The sequence below is a fragment of the Enterococcus sp. AZ035 genome (assembly GCF_050548325.1).
GTDB lineage: Bacteria > Bacillota > Bacilli > Lactobacillales > Enterococcaceae > Enterococcus > Enterococcus faecalis.
In genome coordinates this window covers 999,620-1,023,385 of the sequence record NZ_CP172958.1, presented here as the reverse complement: position 1 = coordinate 1,023,385, position 23,766 = coordinate 999,620, and the positions used below count along the sequence as shown (strand labels likewise).

The following is a 23,766-nucleotide window of genomic DNA, read 5'->3' as shown; positions in this document are numbered from 1 at the left end:
GATTGTGACCAGACGTTTTCTTTAGTTTTCAGTAATTTCAACATCAGGAAATGAAATAATAAACGTGGTGCCTTTACCAAGTTCACTCTCAACATTAATTTTTCCTTTATGCAAACGGACCAATTGTTGAACGATTGGTAAGCCTAATCCTGATTCTCCATATTTCGTATTTTTACGGGATGGATCTACTTTGTAATAACGATCCCAGATATTCAGAATTTGCTCTTCCGTCATGCCGATTCCTGTATCAGAAATACGGACAATGGTTTCTAAATAGCCTTTTTCTAAAGCAATATGAATTTCGCCATTTTCAGTAAATTGGATCGCATTTTGAACAATATTGACAACCACTTGAACGAAACGATCATAATCGGCATACACATCAATTGGTTCGGTGGTGTCTAAATACAATTGATTACCGGCGGCTTCAGCTTTGGCCGTTAGTTGAGTCACAATATTTTCTAAAGCTTCTGTTCCGTTGAACTTCTTCACAACAATTTGAATCTGGTTGGTCCGAATTTTTTCATAATCAAGATTTTCATTGACTAAGCGAATCAAGCGAGCGGTCTCATTTTGCATCAGTTTAATCGCATTCTCTTTTTGATTTTCAGGAATAGCATTATACTGCAATCCCTCTAACAAGCCATTAATAGTTGTTAAAGGCGTCCGCATTTCATGAGAGGCATCCGCCATAAATTGACGACGGCGCTCTTCTTGCCGATTGATTTCTTCTTGTGATTCTTTTAAAGACGCGGCCATTTTATTAAAATCTTCTGCTAGGTCATCAAATTCATCTTTGTCATGAACCGGTAATTGAATATCAAAATTTCCACTAGTAATTTCTTTGGTGGCTTTACGCATCCGATTTATTCGTTTCACTTGGAAAGTCGCAAATAGATAGCTTAGTAACAAGGCAATCACACCAGAAAAAATAAAGCCTTTAATCAAGTTTTGTGTCACGGACTGAACACTTCGGTCAACGTTTTTGGCAGGTTGTGTAATAACTAGTGAACCAATAATCACTTTTTTATCAGAAGACTGATTTGATGCATACACCGGTAACATTACATAGGACGAAGTATTTCGGGCCCCGTAAATATCAATGTTTTCTGTTGCATAAACACGATTGCCTTTCATGATTTGATCCCAATTTTTATCGATTAAGGAAAAGTCTAATTTTTTTGTGCTATCAACTGGTGGGTACTGCACTTCGCGGTCCTTGTTAATAAACACAAATTGCACATCTTGCTTCTGGAGTACGCGCTCAGTCAACTGAAATGAATAGGATAAAACATCTCGATCTGAAACGCCTGCGACATTAATAAAAAAGTCACGTGTTTCTAAAGCCGATTCTGCATAACCATACAGCTGTTCATAGTTATTTTCTTGCATTGTGCGCTTGGTCAATTGTGTGAAAGACGTTCCGACAATGAGAATAATCAGAGCGATCACACCTATAAAAGCAAGTAATTGTTGATACAAATACTTCATTAAGCAACACCTGAATCGTCGAATTTATACCCTACGCCCCAAACCGTTTGGATGACTTGAGGACCCACTTTTTCAATTTTTTGTCGTAATTTTTTGATATGGGCATCAACTGTCCGTTCATCGCCAAAGTATTGATAGTCCCAAACCAATTCTAGTAGTTGTTCGCGTGAAAAGACTTGGCGTGGTTTTTTTGCTAAAGTGTATAGCAAATCAAATTCTTTAGGTGTTAAGCCTTCAATTAATTGATTATCTAAATATGTTTCTCGTGTTTTCGTATTCATTTTAAAATGATCCGTAATCACGTCAAATGTTTCATCTGTATTCTCAGACGTATCATGCGCAGCCTCTGCCACCTCGGCACGACGATGTAGAGCTTTCATCCGTGCAATCAAAGTTAATGGACTAAATGGTTTTGTCACATAATCATCCGCACCCATTTCAAGGCCAATTACTTGGTCACTTTCAGAATCACGAGCGGTCAACATAATAATGGGAACATTGGCTGAAACTTTGCGAATTTCACGACAAACAGCCATTCCATCCATACTAGGTAAGTTTAAGTCTAACGTAATCATGTCCCATTTTTCTGGCGAAGCAAGAAAAGTCGCCAATCCTTCTTTACCATCATCTTTAAAGGTAGCTTCCCACCCTTCATTTAAGAAAAACATTTGCATCATTTCTGAGACGGATTCATTGTCTTCAATCATTAATATATTCATTTCATTCACTCCTTATTCACTTTTCATAAAACTGCTCTATTGTAGTATACTCTAAAATTGAATTTGTACCAACCGATTCTATATTTCTTCAAAAATCCTTTACAGAACCATCAAAAATCACTTTTTTTCCTGCTCTTTTAAAGAAAACGAAAGGAACCCATTGTCTTTTCAGAAAAGTTTGTTAAAATAACAAGCGTAGAGAGGATGTTAGGGTATGGATAAAATGAAAGCTATTACTTTTTTTGATTTAGATGGAACTTTGTTAGATGGAACATCGCAAATAACTCCTGAGATTACCGCAGCAGTGGCGGCCTTGAAAGACAATCAAATTTTACCTTTAATTGCGACAGGACGGACCTTGTGTGAGATTCAGCCAATTATGAAAGCCAGTGGCATTGATTCTGCGATTGTAATGAACGGGCAATTTATTCATTATGAAGGAAAAACGATTTATTCAGATGAATTTACAACAGAGGAATGTGTTTCACTGCATGAACATGTCAAACAGCGTGGTCATGAATTGGCTTTTTACAATGAGCGCCGTATTTTTTGTACAGGGCATACTGGCACAGTGAAACAAGCCTATGATTATATTCATTCAGCTGTTCCAGAAATTGATCCCACAGGTTATGAGAATGATGCCGTCAACATGATGTTGGTCTTAAGTCAACATGGCGATGATGATGAATATTACTATGAGCGGTTTCCTGAATTGACCTTTTATCGCAATGGTCCTTTTTCAATAGATATTGTTCGTAAAGGGGTCTCTAAAGGCTCTGGTGTCAAAAATCTTTTTAACACCTTGGGATTAAACGGCATTCCGACTTATGCCTTTGGTGATGGCATCAATGATTTGGCGCTGTTTGAGGCCTGTGATTATGGAATTGCCATGGGTAATGCGCGAGAAGAACTAAAAGAAAAAGCCACCTTTATTTCAACTAAAAATACTGAGAATGGCATTGTTAATGGCTTGAAAAAATTTGATTTACTATAAGAGAAAACTACCTTCTTCTATTGATGTACTTTAGAAGAAGGTAGTTCTTTTGTATGTTCATTTTTCTTTTTCTGCTGTGCACAGAGAGCTACTCCCACTACTTGAATCAGCAAAATCGCTCCCAACAAACAACTTAATACGATGTTTCCTGATAGGATTGTTCTTCTGATTAAAATAATTAATACAACACTGCTAATTCCGTAGAGTAACCATTGGTTGTCCATTTTTATTGACCCCTTTGTTTTTCTATGTTTAGGATAGGATGTTTCCTACTAAAATGCAAGGAAAGATCCTAGATTCTTACAACTAACCCATAATTTTTACTAATTCCTTATTTGTTTTCATTTATTCTTAAGATTCATTTCATTTTTGTAAAAAATCACACTTTTTTTCTATCTCTGTTTTAAATTGCGTACAGTTCTTAAAAAAAATGATACACTAAAAGTGAACTCGAAATGAAAGGAGCCATTCCTTTGGTTAATAGCGAAAAAAGAAAACAATTAATTATTGATACATGCATTTTAGCTGGAAAAATTATGCTGGAAAGCGGATCTGAAGTATATAGAACCGAAGATACAATTACTCGGATTGCAGCAAATGCTGGCGAGCCAGAGAGCGTTTGTTACACGACGGCTACAGGGATTTTCGTGGGCTTTCGTTCCAGTAATTATACGCAATTAGAAAACATCCCCCAGCGCTCGATTAATTTGGAAAAAGTTAGCCTTGTCAATCAGTTATCAAGAGAATTTGCGCAAAAAGAGATTACTTTACCAGAGCTTTATCAGCGCTTAACTCTATTAGAAACAGATACCCCCACTTTTTCAATTTCGTTACGCTTGTTAGCAGCCGGGATTGTTAGTTGTACGTTAATGTACATTTTTGGTGGCACTTGGCAAGATTTTATTGCAACTTTTTTTGTTGGCGTGATTGGGTATGCCAGTTATCTTTTTACCCAAAAGTTATTCCAAGTTCCTTACCTCGATTCATTCGCAGCCGCTTTTGTCATTGGTTTGTTGGCCTATTTGGCTGTGCATTTTCACTTAGCGGTCAACATCGATAATATCATTATTGGTGCGGTAATGCCGTTAGTTCCAGGTGTGGCGATTACGAACTCTTTTCGCGACATTTTAGCGGGCCACCTCATCAGCGGGACGGCGCGAGGGACAGAAGCTATTTTTATTGCTGGGTCTGTTGGCCTGGGAATTGCCTTGATTTTTAAATTATTTATGTAAGGAGTGTTCAAATGGAACTAATTTTTCATCTTCTCTTTAGTTTTTTAGCGACTGTGACGTTTGGTATTATTACGAACATTCCTCGTAAAGCACTGGTGGCTTGTGGCATTACTGGCATGACAGGCTGGATGATTTATTATGTCTTAACGCAAACTTTTGATGCTAGTCAAACCTTTGCAAACTTTTTAGGAACGGTCGGGTTAGGAATCGCTAGTATCTTTTTTTCCCGTTACAAAAAAATGCCGATGATTATTTTTTATATTCCGAGTTTGGTTCCTTTAGTGCCAGGAGGCCCTGCCTATCAAGCAGTTCGGAGCATTTTGTTAGGAAATATTGATGACGGTTTGCAGTTGATTTTAAAAGTTGTCTTTACTGCTGCAGCCATCGCAGCGGGCTTTATGGTGACCTCGCTACTGGAACGAATTGTCAAACGTTTTTTCCCCAAGCGACTCTTCCGATTGGTCAAAAAATAAAAAAACAAGCTCATTTTCTGAGCTTGTTTTTTTATTCTACTTCTTCAAAGAACAGCAACAAATCTTGTAGCGTTAATTGTGCTTTTTCAGCAGCGTTTAAATCTTGAACAATTTTACCTTTTTGTAAAACAATTAAACGATTGCCATATCGTAAAGCATCTTCCATTCGATGGGTAATCATTAAACAAGTTAAGTTCCCTTCTTCAATCCGTTGTTCCGTTAAGTGCATCAACTGCTTGGATGTTTTGGGATCTAAGGCAGCAGTATGCTCATCTAAAAGTAATAATTCTGGTTTTGTGATAGTGGCCATTAATAAACTTAAGGCTTGGCGTTGACCGCCAGAAAGGTTACCTGTCGGTGTATCCAGATGATTTTCCAAGCCATTGCCAACTTCTTGGCAGATTTTTGTAAACAAGGCGCGTTGCTCATTTATCTTCCGTAATGTTAAGGGACGTTTTTGTCCGCGTTTCATGGCAAGCAATAAATTTTCTGCCACAGTCATTCTTGGTGCTGTCCCCATTTTAGGATCTTGAAAAACACGCGCTAGAGATTTGGCCCGTTTGACTTCAGAAAGATTGGTGCGATTGACTCCTTCAATTAAAAATTGTCCTTCTGTTAGTGTCAAAGTTCCTGCTAAACTATTGAATAGCGTACTCTTGCCTGCGCCATTTCCACCTAAAACAGTAATGAAGTCCCCAGGATAAATGGCTAAGTTCACATGATCCAAAATCACTTTTTTTTCATTCATCCCATTATCAATGATTTTTGTCGCATTTTTTAATTCAACAACTGGTTTCATTTCGTTTCCCCCTTATCAGAAAAGCCGTGTAGTCGTAATGCTTTTTTCAATTGTGGGATCATTAAACAGATTGCTAAAATCACTGCTGAGAAGATTTTCAAATACGTCGTATCAAAGCCTAATTTAATCACTAATAAAATCAATAGTTGATAAATAATACTCCCTACAACAATCGCCATCAGCCGTTCACCAAACGTTAATTCTCCAAACAGTACTTCACCAATAATGAGTGAAGCCAAGCCAATCACAATGACACCGGTTCCTTTACTTACATCCGCATATCCATCATTTTGGGCAATCAAAGCGCCAGATAAGCCAATCAAGCCATTCGATAAAACCAATCCTAAAATTTTCATGCGATCCGTTTGAATGCCAATCGAGCGAGCCATTTCTTCATTGTCACCTGTCGCAATATAGGCTTGTCCTAAACTAGTGTTAAAGAAAAATAACAGTAAAATCATTACCACAGCCAAAACACTAATCCCTAAAAAAATAGTATCATAATAATCGGGTAAGGCCATTTTTTGAAAAACATCTTGAATCTTCGGTTGGTTTAATAAAGACTTATTTGGCGACTTCATCACAAATAAAATCACGGAATTTAAACCAGACATCACTAAAATTCCTGCTAAAATAATTGGAATTTTTCCTTTTGTAAACAGTAAACCAGTCACTAAACCGGCAAGCATTCCTGCTCCGACCCCTAAAAGAGTCGCTATAAATGGTGAAACCCCTGTTGTAATGGCAGTTACACAAACCGCCCCCCCTAACGGAAATGAACCTTCTGTGGTCATATCTGGAAAATTTAAAATACGATAAGTCATAAAAATACCTAGTCCTAACAAGGCCCATAACATTCCTTGTCCAATTGCTGAAACAATCATCGCTTCTCCTACTTTCTTTGATAATTAGTTAATCAATTTCGATTTTTTTGCTAACTCTGCGGGAATCGTAATTCCTAACTTTTGAGCTTGTTTTTCATTGATAATTGTGTCGCCTGTATTAAAGGTATAAATGGGTGTAGTTGCTGGTTGACTTTTTCCAGACAGAACCTCTGCTGCCATTTTGCCGGCTTGTACCCCCAACGCATGTTGATTAATCCCTACAGTTGCTAAACCGCCTTGTTCTACCATTGTATCCACCGAAGGAATAATCGGCGTCTTGGTTCGATTTGCTTCTCCGACTACCGTTTGCATGGCATTAGCAATCGTATTATCAGTTGGTATATAAATCACATCTGTTTCCTTAGTCATCACTTGAACCGTTTGTGCAATTTCATTACTTGATGGCACAGCATATGTTTTCACTGTCAATCCTTTGGCTTCAGCCGCTTTCTGCGCTTCAGCTACTTGGTATCGAGAATTTTCTTCTGAGGAAGCATAGAGAATACCTATTTTTTTGGCAGCTGGTATCAATTCTTTTAGTAAATCCATCTGGGCTGACAAAGGAGATTGATCACTAACACCCGTGATATTACCGCCTGGCTTTTGATTGTCTTTCACCAATCCTGCACTAACAGGGTCCGTAATGGCGCCTAAAATGATTGGGATTTCTTGGGTAGTGTTGGCTAACGCTTGCGCAGCTGGCGTGGCGATGCCAATTAAAACGTCTGCCTTTTTTTGTACTAATTGTTGACTCATGATTGCTAACTTACTCTGGTCGGCTTGACCATTTTGAAAAATAATTTCTAAGTTTTTGCCTTTGTCATAGCCATTTTCCTTTAATCCTTCTTCGACACCTTTATAAATTTCGTCCAATGCGGGGTGACTGACAAACTGCAAAACCCCTACAGTAACTGTTTCTTTCTTTGAATTCGTCACTTTTTGATTCACAAAAAAAGCACCGATTAAATAAATAGCTAATAAAGACACGACAAACGTTAAACGTTTATTTTTCATTTTGCATTCTCCTAACTGCCCTTTTGTTTGGCAACTTTTTCTTTTTAATAATAAAACCATTATCTATAGGGCGTTTCTTCCGTTGAAAGTGAAACTGAGATTCGTAATCCTCTGCTTAGTCAAAATCCAAGGAACACTTTTTTACAAATGTCAGGATTTAGCTGCGACGAGGATTGCAACTTTGGTGAGAATCGCAGGAGTACTTTTTCTACGAATGGGACAACGTTCTCTTCGTTCACCTTGTACTACTCATCACTCTTGAAGGCCAAACTGCGGCGAGTATACGCAGCCTGCATCTACTCTGTCACTTCGTGCCAATCGTAGTGCTTGTCAGGATTTAACTGCGACGAGGATCGCAACTTTGGTGAGAATCGCAGGAGCACTTTTCTACGAATGGGACAACGTTCTCTTCGCTCACCTTGTACTACTCATCATCTACTCTGTCACTTCGTGCCAATCGTAGTGATTCGTAGCAAAAAAACAACGACTTATCCTAAGTGTTTAGGAGTGGTCGTTGTTTTTATGCAAAACAAAAACCACATAGATGGGTCCTCTATGTGGTCGTTTTTTCTTCTTGAATATAACCAGCATAGATACACTTTTTAGAATAAGTCTTCTAAAGTTGTATCTATGAAAGAATCATACATACAACTATCTACGCCAGTTTTGCCATGATTGGTGCATTTCTTTTACGTTAGATAATTGTGTCATGTATTTTCCCTCCTAGTTATGTTGTTAAAGGTAGTCTACACTATATTGATTTTGTTCGTCAAGAAAAAGTTTTTATTTTCTTGCATTTCTTTTACTTCTAAAAAACGAGCCACTCTTATGAGAGGCTCGTTTTTCTTTATTTCAGCATATTTACCACTTAATTGTTTCGGTTTCTTTCAATTTTCACGGGAACTTTAACTGCTTGTTTTTGCGATTGAATCAGCCATAAACTTACTAAAATCGTCATTGAAATTACTAATGCCATCGAAAATCCCCTCTTTCTAATTCCTTAAAACTTTCTACAATCTAAGTTTAACATAGCTAGCTATTATTCACCAGTTTCTGGTACTGTATCAGTGCTTTCTGTCGTCGTTTCAGTAGATTGAGCAACGCCAGTCGTGCTGGTCGTCGTCTGTGTTTCCGCGGTCTTTGCTGCTTCTTTTTCAGCTTCTTGCGCCGCTTTTTGCTGGTCTTTCAAAACGCCAGCCATTGGTAATCGATTTAATTCTGGTATTAATTGTGTTTTTAAATCCATAGATTTTTCGACAACCGTCCGTGTCTTTTCTTTGCCGTTTTCAAAGAAAACAAGCGTAATCTCATCGCCGCTAACATTGTATTGCTCTTGTGCTTTGCCAGCATTATAAATTAACGGATAGATATACAGCGAACGATGAAATTCATTCATTTTATCTGAATTAAACAGCTTCACCATTTGATCGTATTGCTTGCCAGATGGTTTAGCAAACATGACTGACATGGCTCCTGTTTCTTGGATTTTCTTGTCTGCTGTTTTGTAATCTAAGACACTGACTTTCTCTGATTTGATGGGTCCTGCGACTAACGATTCAACTTGAGCAGCTCGAATATTTTTTTGCATCGTTGGAATAAAAATGATTGAGCCAATTATTAATACTAATGCTACAATAGCGGTAATCATTAACAGTTTTCTTTGTCTTAATTCATAAAGTGCCTCTTTTAGTTCTTCCATAAAATTATTCAACTTCTAATCGCTCCTCGCTTTTAGTTCTTATCTATTATACTAATCATTTTCTTTCTTGCCTACCCTTGCGCTTTAATTACTAAAAAAACCAGCAAACTTCCCCAGCTTTCTAAGGAAAACCCAACTCCTTTTTAACAAGCTTCTTTCTTAAATTCAAAAACTCCGCTATAATAAAGCTATTAGTCGGAAAGAAACGAGGGATTTATTATGTCATTTGATGGCGTATTTACTCATAGCATGGTTCATGAGTTGACAGAAACACTCGTAAGTGGCCGGATTTCAAAAATCCATCAACCTTATGAAAACGAAGTCGTTTTAGTCATTCGTGCGAAAGGTAAAAACCATAAATTATTATTATCAGCACATCCTAGTTATGCGCGCATACAACTATCTACAATTACCTATAGCAATCCGGAAACACCTCCTAATTTTGTGATGATGTTACGAAAATTTCTAGACGGTGCCATTTTAGAAACGATTCAACAAATAGAAAATGATCGCGTGATTCACTTCACCTTTTCAAAAAGAGATGAACTAGGTGACTTACAAAATATTGTTTTGATTGTTGAATTAATGGGACGTCACAGTACTATCGTTTTAGTTAACCAATCTTCTGGAAAAATCTTAGATGCGATAAAACACATTGGAATGAGCCAAAATAGTTATCGTTCGTTGCTTCCTGGAGCAACTTATATTGAACCGCCAAAACCAATGGGACTTAATCCGCTCACGGCCTCAAAAGAAGAAGTCTTTGCGCTTCTTTCTACAGCTCCTGAATTAAACGGACGCTATTTACAACAACATTTCCAAGGTCTAGGCAAAGATACAGCAGACGAATTAAGTGCCCGTTTACTTGCACAACCAAATGAAAAAATGGCCATCTGGACGGAATTTTGGTCCTCAGTCACTGAAGCTGTTGTACCGACATTAACAGTTACTGAAAAAAAAGAATATTTTACGCCCATTCCTTATCAATCATTAGTTGGTGAACAAACAACGTATGCGACACTCAGTGAATTACTAGATGCCTTTTATTCTGGTAAAGCAGAGAAAGACCGTGTCAAACAACAAGGCGGCGAACTAATTCGCAAAATTGAAAATGAACTAAAAAGAAATCAAAAGAAACTTAAAAAATTACAGCAAACCTTAGCCGATACAGAAAACGCTGAAAATTACCGTCGCGACGGAGAACTATTAACAACCTTCATGGCACAAGTCCCAAAAGGAGCCACCGAGGTGGAATTACCAAATTATTATGAAGAAAATGCACCGTTGCGTATCTCGCTAAATCCTGCACTTTCACCTAATCAAAATGCACAAAAATATTTTCAAAAATACCAAAAATTGAAAAATGCTGTCCGAGTTGTTAAAACACAAATTCAGCAAACACAACAAGAAATTTCTTATTTAGAGTCAGTTGTGGCACAACTTGAAATTGCGACACCAATGGACATTGAAGTGATTCGTGAAGAACTGATTGAACAAGGCTATTTAAAACGTAAAAAAAATAAAAAACAAAAACAGCCGAAAAAAAGCCAACCCGATCTTTTTTATGCCACAGATGGCACACCTATTCTCGTTGGAAAAAACAATTTGCAAAATGATCAATTGACTTTACGAACCGCTAAAAAAACTGATTATTGGCTCCATGCCAAAGATATTCCTGGATCTCATGTAATTATTCGTGACGCACATCCTAGCGAAGAAACCCTTACTGAAGCCGCACTTCTAGCAGCTTATTTTTCAAAATATCGACTTTCTTCACAAGTGCCTGTTGACTATGTCCAAGTAAAACATGTGCATAAACCCAATGGAGCAAAACCAGGTTATGTGATTTATGAAAACCAACGAACGTTATATGTGACGCCAACAGAAGAATCGATCAAAAAAATCCAGCAAAATAAGGCTTCTGCTTCCTAATTGTATTAAACTAAAAAACAACGTACTGCCGATTGATCGTACGTTGTTTTTTTGCATTGGCAAAGACATTTATCAAGTGATAAATAACACAAGTAAGCTCAATTAGTTTACAAACTAGCTATTTCTCTCTATACTGACTGTTGGAGGTGAAATTCATGGTCTTTTTACACATTATTTTTGGGATGTTTGCCTTTATTGGCGCTTTAGGTTTAGGTGTCGCCTTCCGCGATAGCTTTACAGAACTTTCAACACCAAAGAAAGCAGCGATTATTTTATCTTACGTAGGTGCGATTGGTTCAACAGTCCTAGGGTTCACATCAGCAACAAAAAATCCATTTGTTTTAGCTGCAACAGTTGTCTTAGTTGTCGCCTTTTCTATTGCTCTTTTCAAAAAAAGCAGTAAAGAAACAAGCAAATAACAAAACCTTTGAAGAGCGGCATAGCGACAAGCTACCCTCTTCCTTTTACATACTATTTAAAGGAGTGAGGCAAATGTCTCTGACTATTTCTGAAGAAGTAAAACAACGTTTAGCCCCTTTCTTAACTGAAACGAACACCTTCTTGTTGGTAGCAAATGACGGCTCTAATCCTTATTCTTCCGCAGAAGGTTGTTGTATGATTGGCGATCGTTTCATTATCGTTCCTGTTGATCAAGCAGAAGCGCCTTATACCGAAACAATTGCTAATGATTCTTTTCACGTCTATACTTCGACGTATGACCAAATGTTTTTAACAGGGCATTTACAGCTAGTGATTCATCCGAATGCGGGAACCATTACTTTAAAAAATGAAAGTGGCATATTAGATAGTAATGTGGACATTTATCAACACTAAAAAAGCAAACAAAACGTTTACGCGTTTTGTTTGCTTTTTTAGTGTTGAAAGGCTTGAAAGGTAGTAATGATTACGTACATCATCCCCGATGCAATAATCGGACCAGCTGCAATTCCTTTTAAAAAAACGACGCCAAGAATCGTTCCAAAAACTAAGGCCACCGTAATCTCAGGCGATTGATTAATTAAACCTACTCCTTTTGAGGATAAAACAGCCACCAGAATTCCACAAAGTATCCCCAGCCATCCCATCGGTGTTTTGAATGATTGGATTAAATCTTTTAAGCCAATTTGTCCTGTAGCAATCGGGACTAAAATGGTAATTGAAATAATTGTGACGCCTAAATTAATGCCTTTATCTGACAACCACGACATGATTTTCGCACTATTTGGTAAAGCTTTTAAAGCAAGCACAACAACTGACGCAATTAATAAACTTTGATTTTTTGCAACAAACGCAATCAAGGCAATCAGTAGTAAAAAAAGCCAACTCTCCACTGGTTGTCCTCCTTTCTGATTTGGTTCTTTCGTTAACCAAACTTTCTTGTCTTTCCTATTTTAGCAAAGAACCTCTTTAATTACCATTCAGCTTCAGTAATTATTGTCTTTTTCACCCGAATCTTGCTTAGAAAAAACGAGTTAAAAATTAATTTTTTCTCATAACAAGCCTTTTTCTCTTTGAAAAATTATTTTATGAAGTATACTAATATTAACTATAAAGTAGTTTACTTGCATTTATACTGGATATTCGATATCCTATTTAAGGCTCTTCAATTGAGCGAGCATCACAAAAGACATTTTAGTAGCAATTCTTGGGGAAGTAGTGCTACTAAGATGTCTTTCCTTTTTTTATTTTTACTAACAATATACGTTTCTTATATTAAAATTCACAATTCTTTATAAATAAAAGCGCCTGCCCCACAGTTGTCTGGACTGTAGGGCAGGCGCTTTTCAAGTCATTTAAATACGCTTTAGTTTTCTTTCAAATGATAAACACTTGGACTTGGGTTAAGAAAACCTGCTTCTAAAATTTCGATGTTAGTTAATGCTTGCTCTTTAGTTACTAGTTGCGGTGCACCATTTTTCAACGTTTCATAAACGGCATCATAATAACGACCGTAATCACCTACAGGCGTTTTAATTTGTTTTTTAATCCAGTCGCCATTGCCATTACGGTAGGTCACTTCTCCATAATACATTGGTGAATCTTCTCCAAAGCCTGGTGCATCTGGCATGATTCCGGCTTTTAAATCATTTTCTTGTTGATCTTCACCATATTTGATGAACGAGCCATTGCTGCCATGAACAATAAAACGTGGATACGGACTAGCGACAGAATGATTCGTTTTAACTTTTACTTTTAATTTTGAACCATAATGTAAATCAACGTCAAAATAATTATCGACTGCCTCGCTCACTTCATTATTACGAATATCATAAGTGACTTGATCTGGACGCCCGAAAAGAGCAATCATGCGATCCATTAAATGAATGCCTAGTCCGTAAAACGAACCATTTTCTTTAGGTCCTTGTTCCGTGATACTTCCTGGTCGATAATAATCAATATGTGTTTCCACTTCATTGATTTCTCCTAAAAAGCCTTGCTCTACTACTTGCTTCATCGCTAGGTAATCGCCGTCGAAACGTCGATTTTGATAAGGCATCACTACTACCCCTTTTTCTTGCCCTAAAGCAAATAATTCCTCTGCATGTTCTAACGTATCACAAAATGGTTTTTCCACAATCACTGATTTACCAGCTAAAATGGCTTGTTTGGCTAAATCATAATGTGTATGCGCAGGTGTACAGATTGTGATCAATTCAATTTCTGGATCCGTCAATAATTCATTAAGGTCAGCGGTAAAATTTACGCCTTTTTCTTTAAAGGGCGCTGCTGCTTTTTCATTAACATGTAAATCGAAAATCGTTTTCACTTCTAGTGTTTCTCGAATCATTACGTAAGGTAAATGGTAGCGGTTGGCACTTTTACCAAATCCAATAAACCCCATTTTTACTGTCATATTTTCCACACTCTTTTCTTATAATTAGATAAGTCCATTTGTTTCAATGACTTTTTGATACCAATAATAACTGTCTTTCGGGATTCTTTCTAAGGAACCTTTTTGTGTTTCATCTTGATCCACATAGACAAAACCATAACGCTTTTGATAGCCGTTGAGCCACGACAGTAAATCGGTGTAACTCCATGTACAATAACCAATAACTGAAACACCATCCGTAATCGCCTCTTGAATCGCTTGGATATGGCTTCGCAAATAATCAATGCGATACGTATCATGAATTTGTTTATCTTCTGTTAAGGTATCATATTCGCCTAACCCATTTTCAGTAATTAAAATAGGGACTTGATAGCGACTAGCTAATCGTCGTAAGGCAATTCTCAAACCTTGCGGGTCAATGGCCCAATCCCAGTTCGTCCGTTCAACATATGGATTATTTACTTTTTTAAATAAACCCGGTACCCCAGATTCCGTTTCAGAACCCTTTTCACCCGTTGTATTCATCTTCCCTATTCCGACGCCATCTAATGGATTAGCAGCAACCGTATCCGTCCGATAATAATTAATACCTAGAAAATCAGGTTTGGCTGAACGTAGTAACGCTAAATCGCCCTCTTTTATCGTTGGGGCCACACCTTGCTCCTGTAAGTAATTTAATGCGGCAATTGGGTATTCTCCCCAAAGATAGACATCTAACCAAAAATGCGACAACAAATCTTCTGCATTTTCTGCCGCCAAAACATTGGCAGGATGCGCATCAACGGCATAAACAGGCGTATAAGCAAAGCTAGGGCCAATTTTGCCAGGCATTTCTAATTCATGAAACGCATTAATCACTGCTGCATTGGCTAAATTAGCAATATGATTGGCCTCATACATCCGTTTATTATCTGTTACGCCGGGAGGATGCACGGCTAATTGATAACCTAACGAAGTAAACACATTTTGTTCGTTTAAACTAATCCAATAGCGAACTTTGCCACGGAAAGCGTCAAATAAAATTTTCGCATAGGCCACAAAATCAGCAATAATTTTTCTTGATTCCCAGCCACCATATTCTTTTTGCAAAACAGCTGGCAAATCCCAATGATATAAAGTTACCATTGGTTCAATTCCTGCCGCTAATAACTCATCAATTAAATCTGAATAAAATTTCAGTCCCGCTTGATTTACTTGACCACGCCCTTCAGGTAAAATTCGTGTCCATGCAATCGAGAAACGATATGCTTTTAAACCTTGTTGTTTCATTAAAGCCACATCTTCTTTGAAACGATGATAATGATCGACGGCTAAATCACCAGTTGTCTCTTTGAACGTTTTTCCTGGTAGCCGAACAAATTCATCCCAAACAGATGCGCCTTTGCCGTCTTCATTCCAAGCACCTTCTACTTGATAAGCTGCCGAAGCAGAGCCCCATAAAAAATCTTGCGGAAATGCTTTTAGTTGGTGATGTTCCATTGTCATTCCTCCCTCTTTTCTGTGCTGCCCTTTTATTGTAAAAGGTTTTCACAAAAAGTACCAATCAGATCAATAAGTTCTTCTGTTTACTTTTAAAACTATATAGTTTTAAAAAGAATAAGTCAACTACTTTTATTTAAGCACTTGATTATTAAGTGGTTACGGTAAAAATAAATATATAGTTTTAACACGTTAAATTCATGGTATAATGAGAGAAATACTGGTGATAAAGGAGGACTCTGATGCGGACAAATACACGTTATAAAGAAATTTATGCAGCTATAAAACAGGATATTGAAGCAGGTGTTTATCCAATTAATCAAAAGTTACCCCAAGGTCGTCTTCTTGCAGAAAAATATCAGGTCAGCGAACTAACCATTACAAAAGCCTTACATTTGCTTGTGCAAGAAGGTTATGTTGTCAGACGACGTGGCTCGGGCAGCTTTGTTCAAGACTTTCAAAATCGAACCATTACTAAATTTTCTCCGTTAACCGGCACTTACTCAACCTACGATGGAAAAGTTGAATCCGTGGTTTTAGGCTTTGCAACAGAAGTACCTGAGCCTTGGGTGACTGAAAAATTAAGTATTACAGAAGAAGAGTTAGTCTACAAAATTATTCGTTTACGGATTATCGAAGATGTGCCCTCAATTATTGAATACACTTGGATGCCCGTTGCTTTAATTCCGAACTTGACAATGAAAGAATTGAAAGTCTCCATTTATCAATATATTTCGGAACAATTGCATCAAAAAATTCAAAGTGCGCGGGTCAGCATTTCTGGGATCCGTCCTTCTGCTTTGGAAAAAAAATATTTAAACTTAACCGATAATGATTTTCTGATGCGTGCAGAACAAATTGCTTACCTAGGCAATGGGCATATTTTTGAATACTCAATTGCGAATCATATTCCTAGTGAATTCACCTTCGAAACTGTTTTAATTGCAGAAAAATAGAAAACTTTTATGTTGCCATTTCTCATTTCTAACAAAATGATCTCTTTACTTTGAGCTAATACTTTTTGTTAGAAATGTTTTTCTGTTAGTTAAAAATATTTTTCAAATTATATTTCCAAACATGAATTTTGATAAAAGTATTGCTATTTACTAGAACTACGATTAAAATATTGCTTGTAGCACTCTTTTTTATATAGATACAAGCAATTTGTTTTTTACATAGTCAATCAACCAAAGTGAGGACTTTATATGAGGAAACCCTACATTTTAATGAGCTTACTCGTTCTAAGTACCTTATTAAGTGCTTGTTCAACTGTAAGTGGCAGCCCAGCAAGTCAAAGTGCGCCCGCACCTGATGAAGTGTTGGCGACAAGTATTGGGACGTATGAAAATCGAACACTGTTGGTTCCAGATGGTCGTTTAGCCTTAACTGCCTTGCATAAAGGAAAAGATTATCAAGGCAAACCAATGTTTTATGTCCTGTTTGAATTAACCAATACAACCGAAAAAACACAAAATATTCAGCTAATGATTCAAAGTTTTATGGAAGTTAGTCAAACTGTCCACGGAAAAGCCCAAAATTTACAATATGCAGTCTTAACAGATTCACCTTTCCAAGACAAATTAGATCGTTTAGCAGATGAAATCAATCCTGGTGAAACAATCCAAGGTGCTTACCCGTATGAATTTATTAATGAGAATAAGCCGGTCCATTTTAAATTTAGAGATCGCCTTCTCAGTCTGGATGAACCCATTGCATCAGAAGAAATTACCATTACAGAAAAAAGTTTGGTCCGCTAGCTTAGCTAGCATTGGACCAAACTTTTTATTTATTATTCAGACGGAAAAGATTCTCCTTCTATAAAACGTGTGTAAATGTGTTCGCTCTCAGCAGCTTCTCCCCGCATTAAATGAATAATTTTCTCTGCAGCCACCATGCCCCATCGATGTTTAGAATAGGCAATTGTTGCTAATCGCGGTTGCACAAACGCACCTAGTTCAGAATTATCAAAACCAATCATCCGAATGTCTTTCCCCATTTGGTAATTTGTTTCTGCAACATATTTATAGACACCGATCGCCATTTCATCATTAAAAGCAAAAACATCGACTGGTTCTGTCTGTGGTTGACTCAAAATTTTTTTAGCAGCCGCATAGCCAGAAGGTTCGGTAAAATCGCCTTGGATAATTTCATAAGGTATCCCAAAACGAGTTAATTCTCGTGTACTAACAGCCAATCGTTCTTGGCTATCATAACCTTTTTCTGGTCCAGAAAGCAGAAGAACCTTTTTTGAACCCACATTGACAAATTGCTCAATTGCCTGCGTGGCACCGCCACGATTATCCAAGAGAACTTGCCGGATATTCCTATGCTCAGTGGTTCGATCAAGGACAACGATCGAATGACCACGTTCAGCAAACTTTTCAATTTCTTTTGTTGGAAATGTCCAATCTAAAATAATTGCCCCATCCACCATTTTTTCAGGAATGAAAAGATGTGACTTTTTACCGCTGCAGACAATCATCTCATAATCAAACAGTGCTAAGCCTTTCTTAATCCCCTCCAACAATTCACCATAAAAACTACCGCCATAATCGGCCAAATAGACACCAATAATATTGGTTTGACGACGTTTTAATGTGCGAGCGGCCATGTTAGGAACATAGTTTAGCTCTTCAGCAATTGCTTGGATGCGCGTTCGTGTTTCTTCAGTTACCTTTGAACTACCATTCAATGCGTAAGAAACGGTCGAGATTGATACGCCTGCTTTTTTTGCAATATCTTTAATTCCTACCATGGACTACTCTCCTTTCTAATGGTAAATTTCAATAACACTTGCTTCATTTAATAATGAAAGTACCTCGTCTTTTTGAACTTCCATTCCCCCTTCTCGATAAGGGTTTTCTTCAAACTTAAACGGAACTTCTTGACCATCGATAACTATTTTCGCTGACTGATTTGGATAAAATTTATATGTGACAGGTTTATCAAACAATTGGTAAGTTAGTGTTAAACCAGACAATTTTTCTGGTAACATGGGGTCGAAAACCACACTTTGGGCCTTTTGCCGAATCCCTAAAACAGCTGTAATTAATTGATTTAAATAAATTCCCGGCCCGCTTGAATAAATTCGCCAACCACCTTTTACCCCAATACTTCCGTCTTTTAGTTTACCAAAATTTTCTTGTGATTCATACCTTGTTTTAAAATCGCCATCGGAACTACTAAAATAGGCATTGGCTTGGCGTAACTCTGCATTGTGAACCACTTCTTTTAATTGAACTGGATTGATTTGCATTAATGCTTGCCAGGTTTTGTCTCGCTGACCAATTTTCGCCATCGCTTCTGTATAGCGAATGTGCGCATGAACATACTGTAAGCCAATTTCGCGACCAAAATTAGCCGCCTGTTCTGCTCGTTTAAAATTAGTGCTCACACCGCCTCGATAGTTCGCTGGTTTGTTCATTAAACGCACGCCATCAGGAAACGTTAATTCTTTTTTAATAATTTCTAAATGATGACTTACTTGTTCCGGTGTTAATAATTCAGCTAACATACTACGAGTCATTGGCAATAATCGATATTGAATCCCTGTTTTTTGATCATTTGGGTGAATCATTTGTTCAAAAGTTTCTGGCGTTTCCATATAAATAAACCCTGGAATCGTTTCATCCGCCAACATATATTTTTGAAAATCGTTCTTTATTCCTGCGACTAAAATTGCTAAGTGCTGACTATAAGTAGCATCGATTTTCGTAATTAAAGCCGCAAATTTTTTCAACACTTGATACGTTAAGGCAACGGTCCAACTACTAGCCATTTGCTCTTTAAGACGATTATCATAAGGTTGTAACGTGTCATCCCAATCGCCGTCACCATAACAGGATAGAAAAGTTTCTGGTAAAAAATGTTGTTCAATATAATTTATTTCTTTTTTCAAATGTTCAAATAAAGATGCTGTTTCTTTTGTTTTGTGATTATCTTTGCGACTTGTATAAGGGATTTCCGTAGCTAAAATTGAATAATCTGCGGTTTGTTCCAAATAATCAGTCACTACTTTCAATGGCCAGACGATAATATCGCCATGGCTTTCACTGGCTTTTTGTTCTTCGTATCGGTCAAACATAAACCATTGCGGCCAGTTGCCATCGTCCTCAAATTGATTTTCAAATAGATGCTGAATAATGGAGGCCACGATCTTAGGCTGTTGCGTCGCAAAGAAAAATTCTGTCGGTCCTTGCGACACATCTCGTGTGCCCCAAGCTGCTCCACCATACTGTTCTAAGCCATGTGGCGACAAATAATGAACGAGCATATTATGAGTATACCAACGAGTTAATTGATTCATTTGCTGCACACTTGAGTCTGTGTGTGTTAACTCAAAATGATGTAACAAGCCATTAATGAATGCTAAATATTGACTTTCTGCTTTTTCAAAATCTAATGGTGTATTGACTAATGCTTGGTCCTCTATACTGCTCGTAATAAGTAGTGAAAATTTTTGGGTCTTTTCGATTGCCAAGACTAATAAGTCCGCTTCAGCTCCACCAAATAATGTGCTATCGGTTACTTGAAATGATTTATCAACTGTCAATGCATAGGTTAGTTCTGGGTAATAATTTTCTGTAGCAGAATGATTTCCCGTCACTCGAAGTGTTTTGCCAGTTTGTTCTAATTGATAGGTTGGTACTTCTTCAGGTCCTAATAACAAATGGTTAGAAACAGCCCACATATACGCATCCTTTTGACTGGTCACTTCCAATTGAATCACTCTTGAATCAGGCGAAGTGAAGGTGCGTACCCGAATTGTATCCTTTGGCAACTTATAATACCACGTAGCAGAGTTCAACCCCATTTCAAAAGCAGAAGGCATTGTTAGTAAGCGCCATAAGCCATTCTCTAAAATGTAGATTCGTTGACCAGAGCGTTTCATAACGTTTAAAGCGTTTCGGCTATTACTCATTAATTTGTTCATGGTCGTATTTCCTAAAACTACTTGTGAATTGAAAATGCCATACATATACACTGTCGTACTAAGCAAAGGTTCGTCAACCGTTAAGCCTTTACCACTTAATAAAATGTGGCCATGCGCTCTTTCCATGGCAATTTCTTTTTCTTGAAGAACAACGTGATGGTAATTTTCCGTGAAAAAGGAATACGTCTGACCTGCTACTTTTTCAATTTGTGTCTGAATGGGATAAAGTGCAGCCAACTCTTCTTCTGTTAATGGATTTCCTGTGATAGGTTCTCCTAAAAGTTTCGTAGGATAGTCCTTTGTTTCTTCTAATGAATCGAATGTCACAGTTTCATAAATAGCTTGTAAGGCTTCTTTCGATAAAAAAGGTTCAGCTAAAGCTTGCGGATGCGTTTCTGTTACCGCACCATAAAAAACAAATTCCTTACTTTCATTCGTTAATTGGACGGCTTCCGTTTGTAAAGCGGTGTAAGCAAATTCATATTGATAGACTTCATTTGCTAAATATCTTTTCCCCAATGCTTCTGGTGTGTTTGTTTGTTTAAATGAACGTCCAAAAAATTGATAGCCGTCCGTTGAGTAGCCTGCTAATTTTTGAAAACTCCCTTGAATAAGGGCTGGAAACTTCTCATTTTGCGGTTGATTTTGTCTTGATAAAACAACAAGCTCTTCGCCCTCTTGCCAAATGTGATGATCAAGATACTGCGACACATACGCTTCATTTGACTGAACGGCTCCTTTGGTCGCTAAGCCAATATCTTGACCATAAACAATATCTACTAAGCCAGTTCCAGTGACATTAACCCGCCAGAACCATTGATTGCTTGGCCCCAAACGAAAGTCAACTTGGTAACGAACCGCTTCAAATTCACCCCGCCATGTCAATTGATTATCTGAAAGATAAAAATCACTTTGACTGTTGGAACCAATCATTGGTCGATAATTAATTGTGTCCCCTGTAATTATCCGCAAATAGAGTTGGTTCATACTGCCGTCTAAAGGATTACCTTCTAATTGATTAATCATCATGCCACAGCTATTCAATTCTTTTAAATCACCTGTCTCTAGAAATGTAGCAACTGTGTCTGCTTGCTTAAGCTTCTTTATCTGCATAACTTATCCTTCCCATCTTATTCATTTAACGTGACTGTTGCGGTTTGTACATCGCGACTATTTCCACCAATCATTACGATAAATTCACCTGCATCACTGGTTACCTGATTGTCTGAATGAACATAGCGCACCATATCCTCTGAAAGAAGAAACTGAACTTCTTTTTCTTCCTTTGGTTCCAGCCAAACTTTTTGGAAATCTTTTAACTCTTTAATTGGGCGAACCACTTGTCCCACCAAATCACGTACATAAAATTGCACGGTTTCCTCTCCAGCGATTGGACTGTTATTTCTTACTAAAACAGAGACCGTGACTGGTTGTTCTTTGGTAAATGTTAATGCACTTAGTTGAATTGGTTGATAAGAGAAATGACTATAACTTAAGCCAAATCCAAAGGGATATTTAGCGTAATTAGAGACATCTAAATATTTAGAAACATATTTTTCTTCTGGTGCTGACTCATAAGGACGCCCAGTATTGTCGACATTGTAAAAAATTGGCACTTGACCAACCGTTTCTGGAAACGACATACTTAAACGACCACTTGGATTGTACTGTCCCCACAAAATTTCTGCTAGCGCATTGCCCCCTTCTGTTCCAGGTTGCCAAGCTTGCACAATTCCTTTTGCAACATCTATCCCTTGCAAATCTAAGGGCCGGCCACTGTAGACCGTGACAACAACATTGGGATTTTTCTCAATAATTTGTGCAACTACCGCTAATTGTTTTTCGGGTAGACGAATATCACTGCGACTGGCAGCTTCCCCACTCATCCAATCTGTTTCGCCTAGTGCCACTACTACTTTATCTGCTTGACTAGCTAACGTTAAAGCCTCTTCAATGGCCGCCGCGGTCGGTTCAAAGTAATCAAAGGGTTCTTGGGCAACTAGAAGATTTGTGGTTAATTTTTGGGCCCCAGCCACGAGGGAAATGGCTTCTTCTTTCTTTCCTTGCCATGACCAAGCCCCTAAAATATCTTGTGATTGGGCCCCTGGGCCGACAAGCGCGATTTTTTCTTGCGGTGTAAAAGGCAAAATATTTTCATTTTTTAAAAGAACCATTGATTTTTGAGCAATCTTTTTAGCTATTTCTCGATGTTCTTTGCTTAAAATCACTTCTGCTTCCGCTTGTTCATCCGCACCACGATAGGGATTTTCAAATAAGCCTAGCTCATTTTTTAGTTTTAAAATTCGCATAACTGCTTCATCAATAAGTGTTTCAGCAATCCGGCCTTCTTCAAGTAATTCTTTTAAATAATCTGGATAACACGTGGTCATCATTTCAATATCTACACCAGCTTTGATAGCCAATTCTGCCGCTTGTTTTTCATCTTTGGCAACGCCATGAGGAATTAATTCTTTAATCGCTCCCCAGTCTGAAATCACAACCCCTTCAAATCCAAATTCATTTCGTAATACGTCTCTAAACAGCCATTGGTTGCCTGTAGCAGGAATCCCATCCACTGTATTGAAGGACGTCATGACAAGTTTTGCACCCGCATCTAATCCAGCTTTATAGCCAGGTAAATACATTTCTCTTAGCTGCCGTTCAGACATATCTACCGTATTATAATCCCGACCAGCTAAGGCACCACCATATGCCGCAAAGTGCTTCACGCACGCGGCTACTCGCCAATTGTCTTCTTTTAAATTTTCTCCTTGGTAACCTCTAACCATTGCAGCAGCTAAGCGGCTGTTGAGTAATGGATCTTCACCTGTTGACTCCATGACACGTCCCCAACGTGGATCGCGCACTAAATCAACCATTGGTGAAAAGGTTACATGTAATCCTGAAACAGCAGCTTCTTTTGCTGAAATCTCCGCCATTTTTTCAACCGCTGCTTCATCCCAAGTGCTTCCTAAAGCCAAAGGAATCGGAAAGATGGTTCTGAAACCATGAATAATATCCGCCATTAAAAGTGTTGGAATATTTAATCGATGATTTTGCATATATTCTTTTTGAACACGTTTTGCTTCGTTTGCACCGGAAACACCCAGTGTTGTCCCCGCCGTATCAATCGTTTCTTGACTTAGTCCTAGCTCTGACATAGGGCCGGTCTTTTCTTCTGCTTTATCTGAATAAAACGCTGCTGCTAATTGTAATAATTGATTAATTTTCTCATCAATTGTCATTTCTTCGACTAATTGAATCAGTTGATTTTCTTTCATACT

At 37.8% G+C, this 23,766-nt stretch carries 21 protein-coding genes; 8 read left to right on the top strand and 13 right to left on the bottom strand.

The annotated features are described in order from the left end of the window. Nucleotides 1-21: 21 nt before the first annotated feature. Together IGL32_RS04985 and IGL32_RS04980 are read right to left on the bottom strand one after the other, a co-directional pair. A complete protein-coding gene (locus tag IGL32_RS04985; RefSeq protein WP_002357872.1) occupies nt 22-1,491 on the bottom strand; it encodes a sensor histidine kinase in 1,470 nt (489 codons plus the stop codon). Continuing rightward, complete coding sequence (locus IGL32_RS04980; RefSeq protein WP_002381953.1) at nt 1,491-2,210, bottom strand: response regulator transcription factor; 720 nt, start codon at nt 2,208-2,210, stop codon at nt 1,491-1,493. Before IGL32_RS04980 ends, IGL32_RS04985 begins: the two co-directional genes overlap by 1 nt. A 214-nt stretch (nt 2,211-2,424) precedes the next feature. Here IGL32_RS04980 and IGL32_RS04975 point away from each other — a divergent pair, with 214 nt between their 5' ends. Beyond that, nucleotides 2,425-3,204, top strand: a complete 780-nt coding sequence (locus IGL32_RS04975; RefSeq protein ID WP_002363786.1) for a Cof-type HAD-IIB family hydrolase — start codon at nt 2,425-2,427, stop codon at nt 3,202-3,204. A gap of 17 nt (nt 3,205-3,221) precedes the next feature. On the opposite strand, the gene IGL32_RS04970 is transcribed toward IGL32_RS04975, so the two are convergent. Next, nucleotides 3,222-3,428, bottom strand: coding sequence for a hypothetical protein (locus IGL32_RS04970; RefSeq protein WP_002357875.1), 207 nt, complete (start codon nt 3,426-3,428; stop codon nt 3,222-3,224). 231 nt (nt 3,429-3,659) lie between these two features. On the opposite strand from IGL32_RS04970, the gene IGL32_RS04965 reads away from it, so the two are divergent. Together IGL32_RS04965 and IGL32_RS04960 are read left to right on the top strand one after the other, a co-directional pair. Then, nucleotides 3,660-4,436 carry a threonine/serine exporter family protein gene (locus tag IGL32_RS04965; protein WP_002378231.1) on the top strand — a complete coding sequence of 259 codons (777 nt, stop codon included), beginning with the start codon at nt 3,660-3,662 and terminating at the stop codon, nt 4,434-4,436. Nucleotides 4,437-4,447: 11 nt separating this feature from the next. Further along, nucleotides 4,448-4,909 (top strand): threonine/serine exporter family protein, encoded by a 462-nt coding sequence (locus tag IGL32_RS04960; RefSeq protein ID WP_002357877.1) that lies wholly within the window; start codon nt 4,448-4,450, stop codon nt 4,907-4,909. 31 nt (nt 4,910-4,940) lie between these two features. Here IGL32_RS04960 and IGL32_RS04955 read toward each other — a convergent pair whose 3' ends face one another. The 4 genes from IGL32_RS04955 to IGL32_RS04940 form a co-directional block, all read right to left on the bottom strand. Beyond that, nucleotides 4,941-5,708, bottom strand: coding sequence for an ABC transporter ATP-binding protein (locus IGL32_RS04955; protein ID WP_002357878.1), 768 nt, complete (start codon nt 5,706-5,708; stop codon nt 4,941-4,943). After that, the gene (locus tag IGL32_RS04950) at nt 5,705-6,592 is read right to left on the bottom strand and encodes an ABC transporter permease (protein WP_002371274.1); all 888 of its coding nucleotides are present in this window, start codon (nt 6,590-6,592) and stop codon (nt 5,705-5,707) included. Before IGL32_RS04950 ends, IGL32_RS04955 begins: the two co-directional genes overlap by 4 nt. A 24-nt stretch (nt 6,593-6,616) precedes the next feature. Continuing rightward, the gene (trpX, locus tag IGL32_RS04945; RefSeq protein WP_002391629.1) at nt 6,617-7,606 is read right to left on the bottom strand and encodes a tryptophan ABC transporter substrate-binding protein; all 990 of its coding nucleotides are present in this window, start codon (nt 7,604-7,606) and stop codon (nt 6,617-6,619) included. A gap of 1,039 nt (nt 7,607-8,645) precedes the next feature. Beyond that, entirely contained in the window at nt 8,646-9,305 is a 660-nt protein-coding gene (locus IGL32_RS04940) for a hypothetical protein (RefSeq protein ID WP_002386659.1), read from the bottom strand. Between the two features lie 219 nt (nt 9,306-9,524). Here IGL32_RS04940 and efbA point away from each other — a divergent pair, with 219 nt between their 5' ends. The 3 genes from efbA (at nt 9,525) to IGL32_RS04925 (ending at nt 12,071) form a co-directional block, all read left to right on the top strand. Next, nucleotides 9,525-11,237, top strand: coding sequence for a fibronectin-binding protein EfbA (gene efbA, locus IGL32_RS04935; RefSeq protein WP_002379361.1), 1,713 nt, complete (start codon nt 9,525-9,527; stop codon nt 11,235-11,237). 155 nt (nt 11,238-11,392) lie between these two features. Continuing rightward, nucleotides 11,393-11,656 (top strand): hypothetical protein, encoded by a 264-nt coding sequence (locus tag IGL32_RS04930; protein ID WP_002381957.1) that lies wholly within the window; start codon nt 11,393-11,395, stop codon nt 11,654-11,656. A gap of 73 nt (nt 11,657-11,729) precedes the next feature. Then, nucleotides 11,730-12,071 (top strand): iron-sulfur cluster biosynthesis family protein, encoded by a 342-nt coding sequence (locus tag IGL32_RS04925; RefSeq protein WP_002391631.1) that lies wholly within the window; start codon nt 11,730-11,732, stop codon nt 12,069-12,071. 38 nt (nt 12,072-12,109) lie between these two features. Here the strand turns inward: IGL32_RS04925 and IGL32_RS04920 are convergent, their stop codons facing one another. The 3 genes from IGL32_RS04920 to IGL32_RS04910 form a co-directional block, all read right to left on the bottom strand. After that, entirely contained in the window at nt 12,110-12,568 is a 459-nt protein-coding gene (locus IGL32_RS04920) for a DUF441 domain-containing protein (RefSeq protein ID WP_002357887.1), read from the bottom strand. A 473-nt stretch (nt 12,569-13,041) separates the two neighbouring features. After that, nucleotides 13,042-14,091: an oxidoreductase gene (locus tag IGL32_RS04915; RefSeq protein WP_002386658.1), complete on the bottom strand. Its 1,050-nt coding sequence runs from the start codon at nt 14,089-14,091 to the stop codon at nt 13,042-13,044. A gap of 24 nt (nt 14,092-14,115) precedes the next feature. Continuing rightward, entirely contained in the window at nt 14,116-15,549 is a 1,434-nt protein-coding gene (locus tag IGL32_RS04910; RefSeq protein WP_002375063.1) for a glycoside hydrolase family 1 protein, read from the bottom strand. A gap of 242 nt (nt 15,550-15,791) precedes the next feature. Here IGL32_RS04910 and IGL32_RS04905 point away from each other — a divergent pair, with 242 nt between their 5' ends. Both IGL32_RS04905 and IGL32_RS04900 read left to right on the top strand, forming a co-directional pair. Continuing rightward, nucleotides 15,792-16,505, top strand: coding sequence for a GntR family transcriptional regulator (locus IGL32_RS04905; protein ID WP_002366529.1), 714 nt, complete (start codon nt 15,792-15,794; stop codon nt 16,503-16,505). Between the two features lie 270 nt (nt 16,506-16,775). Continuing rightward, complete coding sequence (locus IGL32_RS04900; RefSeq protein ID WP_002384665.1) at nt 16,776-17,306, top strand: DUF5067 domain-containing protein; 531 nt, start codon at nt 16,776-16,778, stop codon at nt 17,304-17,306. Nucleotides 17,307-17,338: 32 nt separating this feature from the next. Here IGL32_RS04900 and IGL32_RS04895 read toward each other — a convergent pair whose 3' ends face one another. Genes IGL32_RS04895 through IGL32_RS04885 form a run of 3 tightly spaced genes read right to left on the bottom strand, consistent with a single transcriptional unit; the run spans nt 17,339 to nt 23,763 of the window. Beyond that, nucleotides 17,339-18,304, bottom strand: a complete 966-nt coding sequence (locus IGL32_RS04895; RefSeq protein ID WP_002382203.1) for a LacI family DNA-binding transcriptional regulator — start codon at nt 18,302-18,304, stop codon at nt 17,339-17,341. Between the two features lie 15 nt (nt 18,305-18,319). Next, nucleotides 18,320-21,595, bottom strand: coding sequence for a GH36-type glycosyl hydrolase domain-containing protein (locus IGL32_RS04890; RefSeq protein WP_156210058.1), 3,276 nt, complete (start codon nt 21,593-21,595; stop codon nt 18,320-18,322). 17 nt (nt 21,596-21,612) lie between these two features. After that, nucleotides 21,613-23,763, bottom strand: a complete 2,151-nt coding sequence (locus IGL32_RS04885; RefSeq protein WP_002391620.1) for a glycoside hydrolase family 3 N-terminal domain-containing protein — start codon at nt 23,761-23,763, stop codon at nt 21,613-21,615. Between the last annotated feature and the right edge of the window lie 3 nt (nt 23,764-23,766).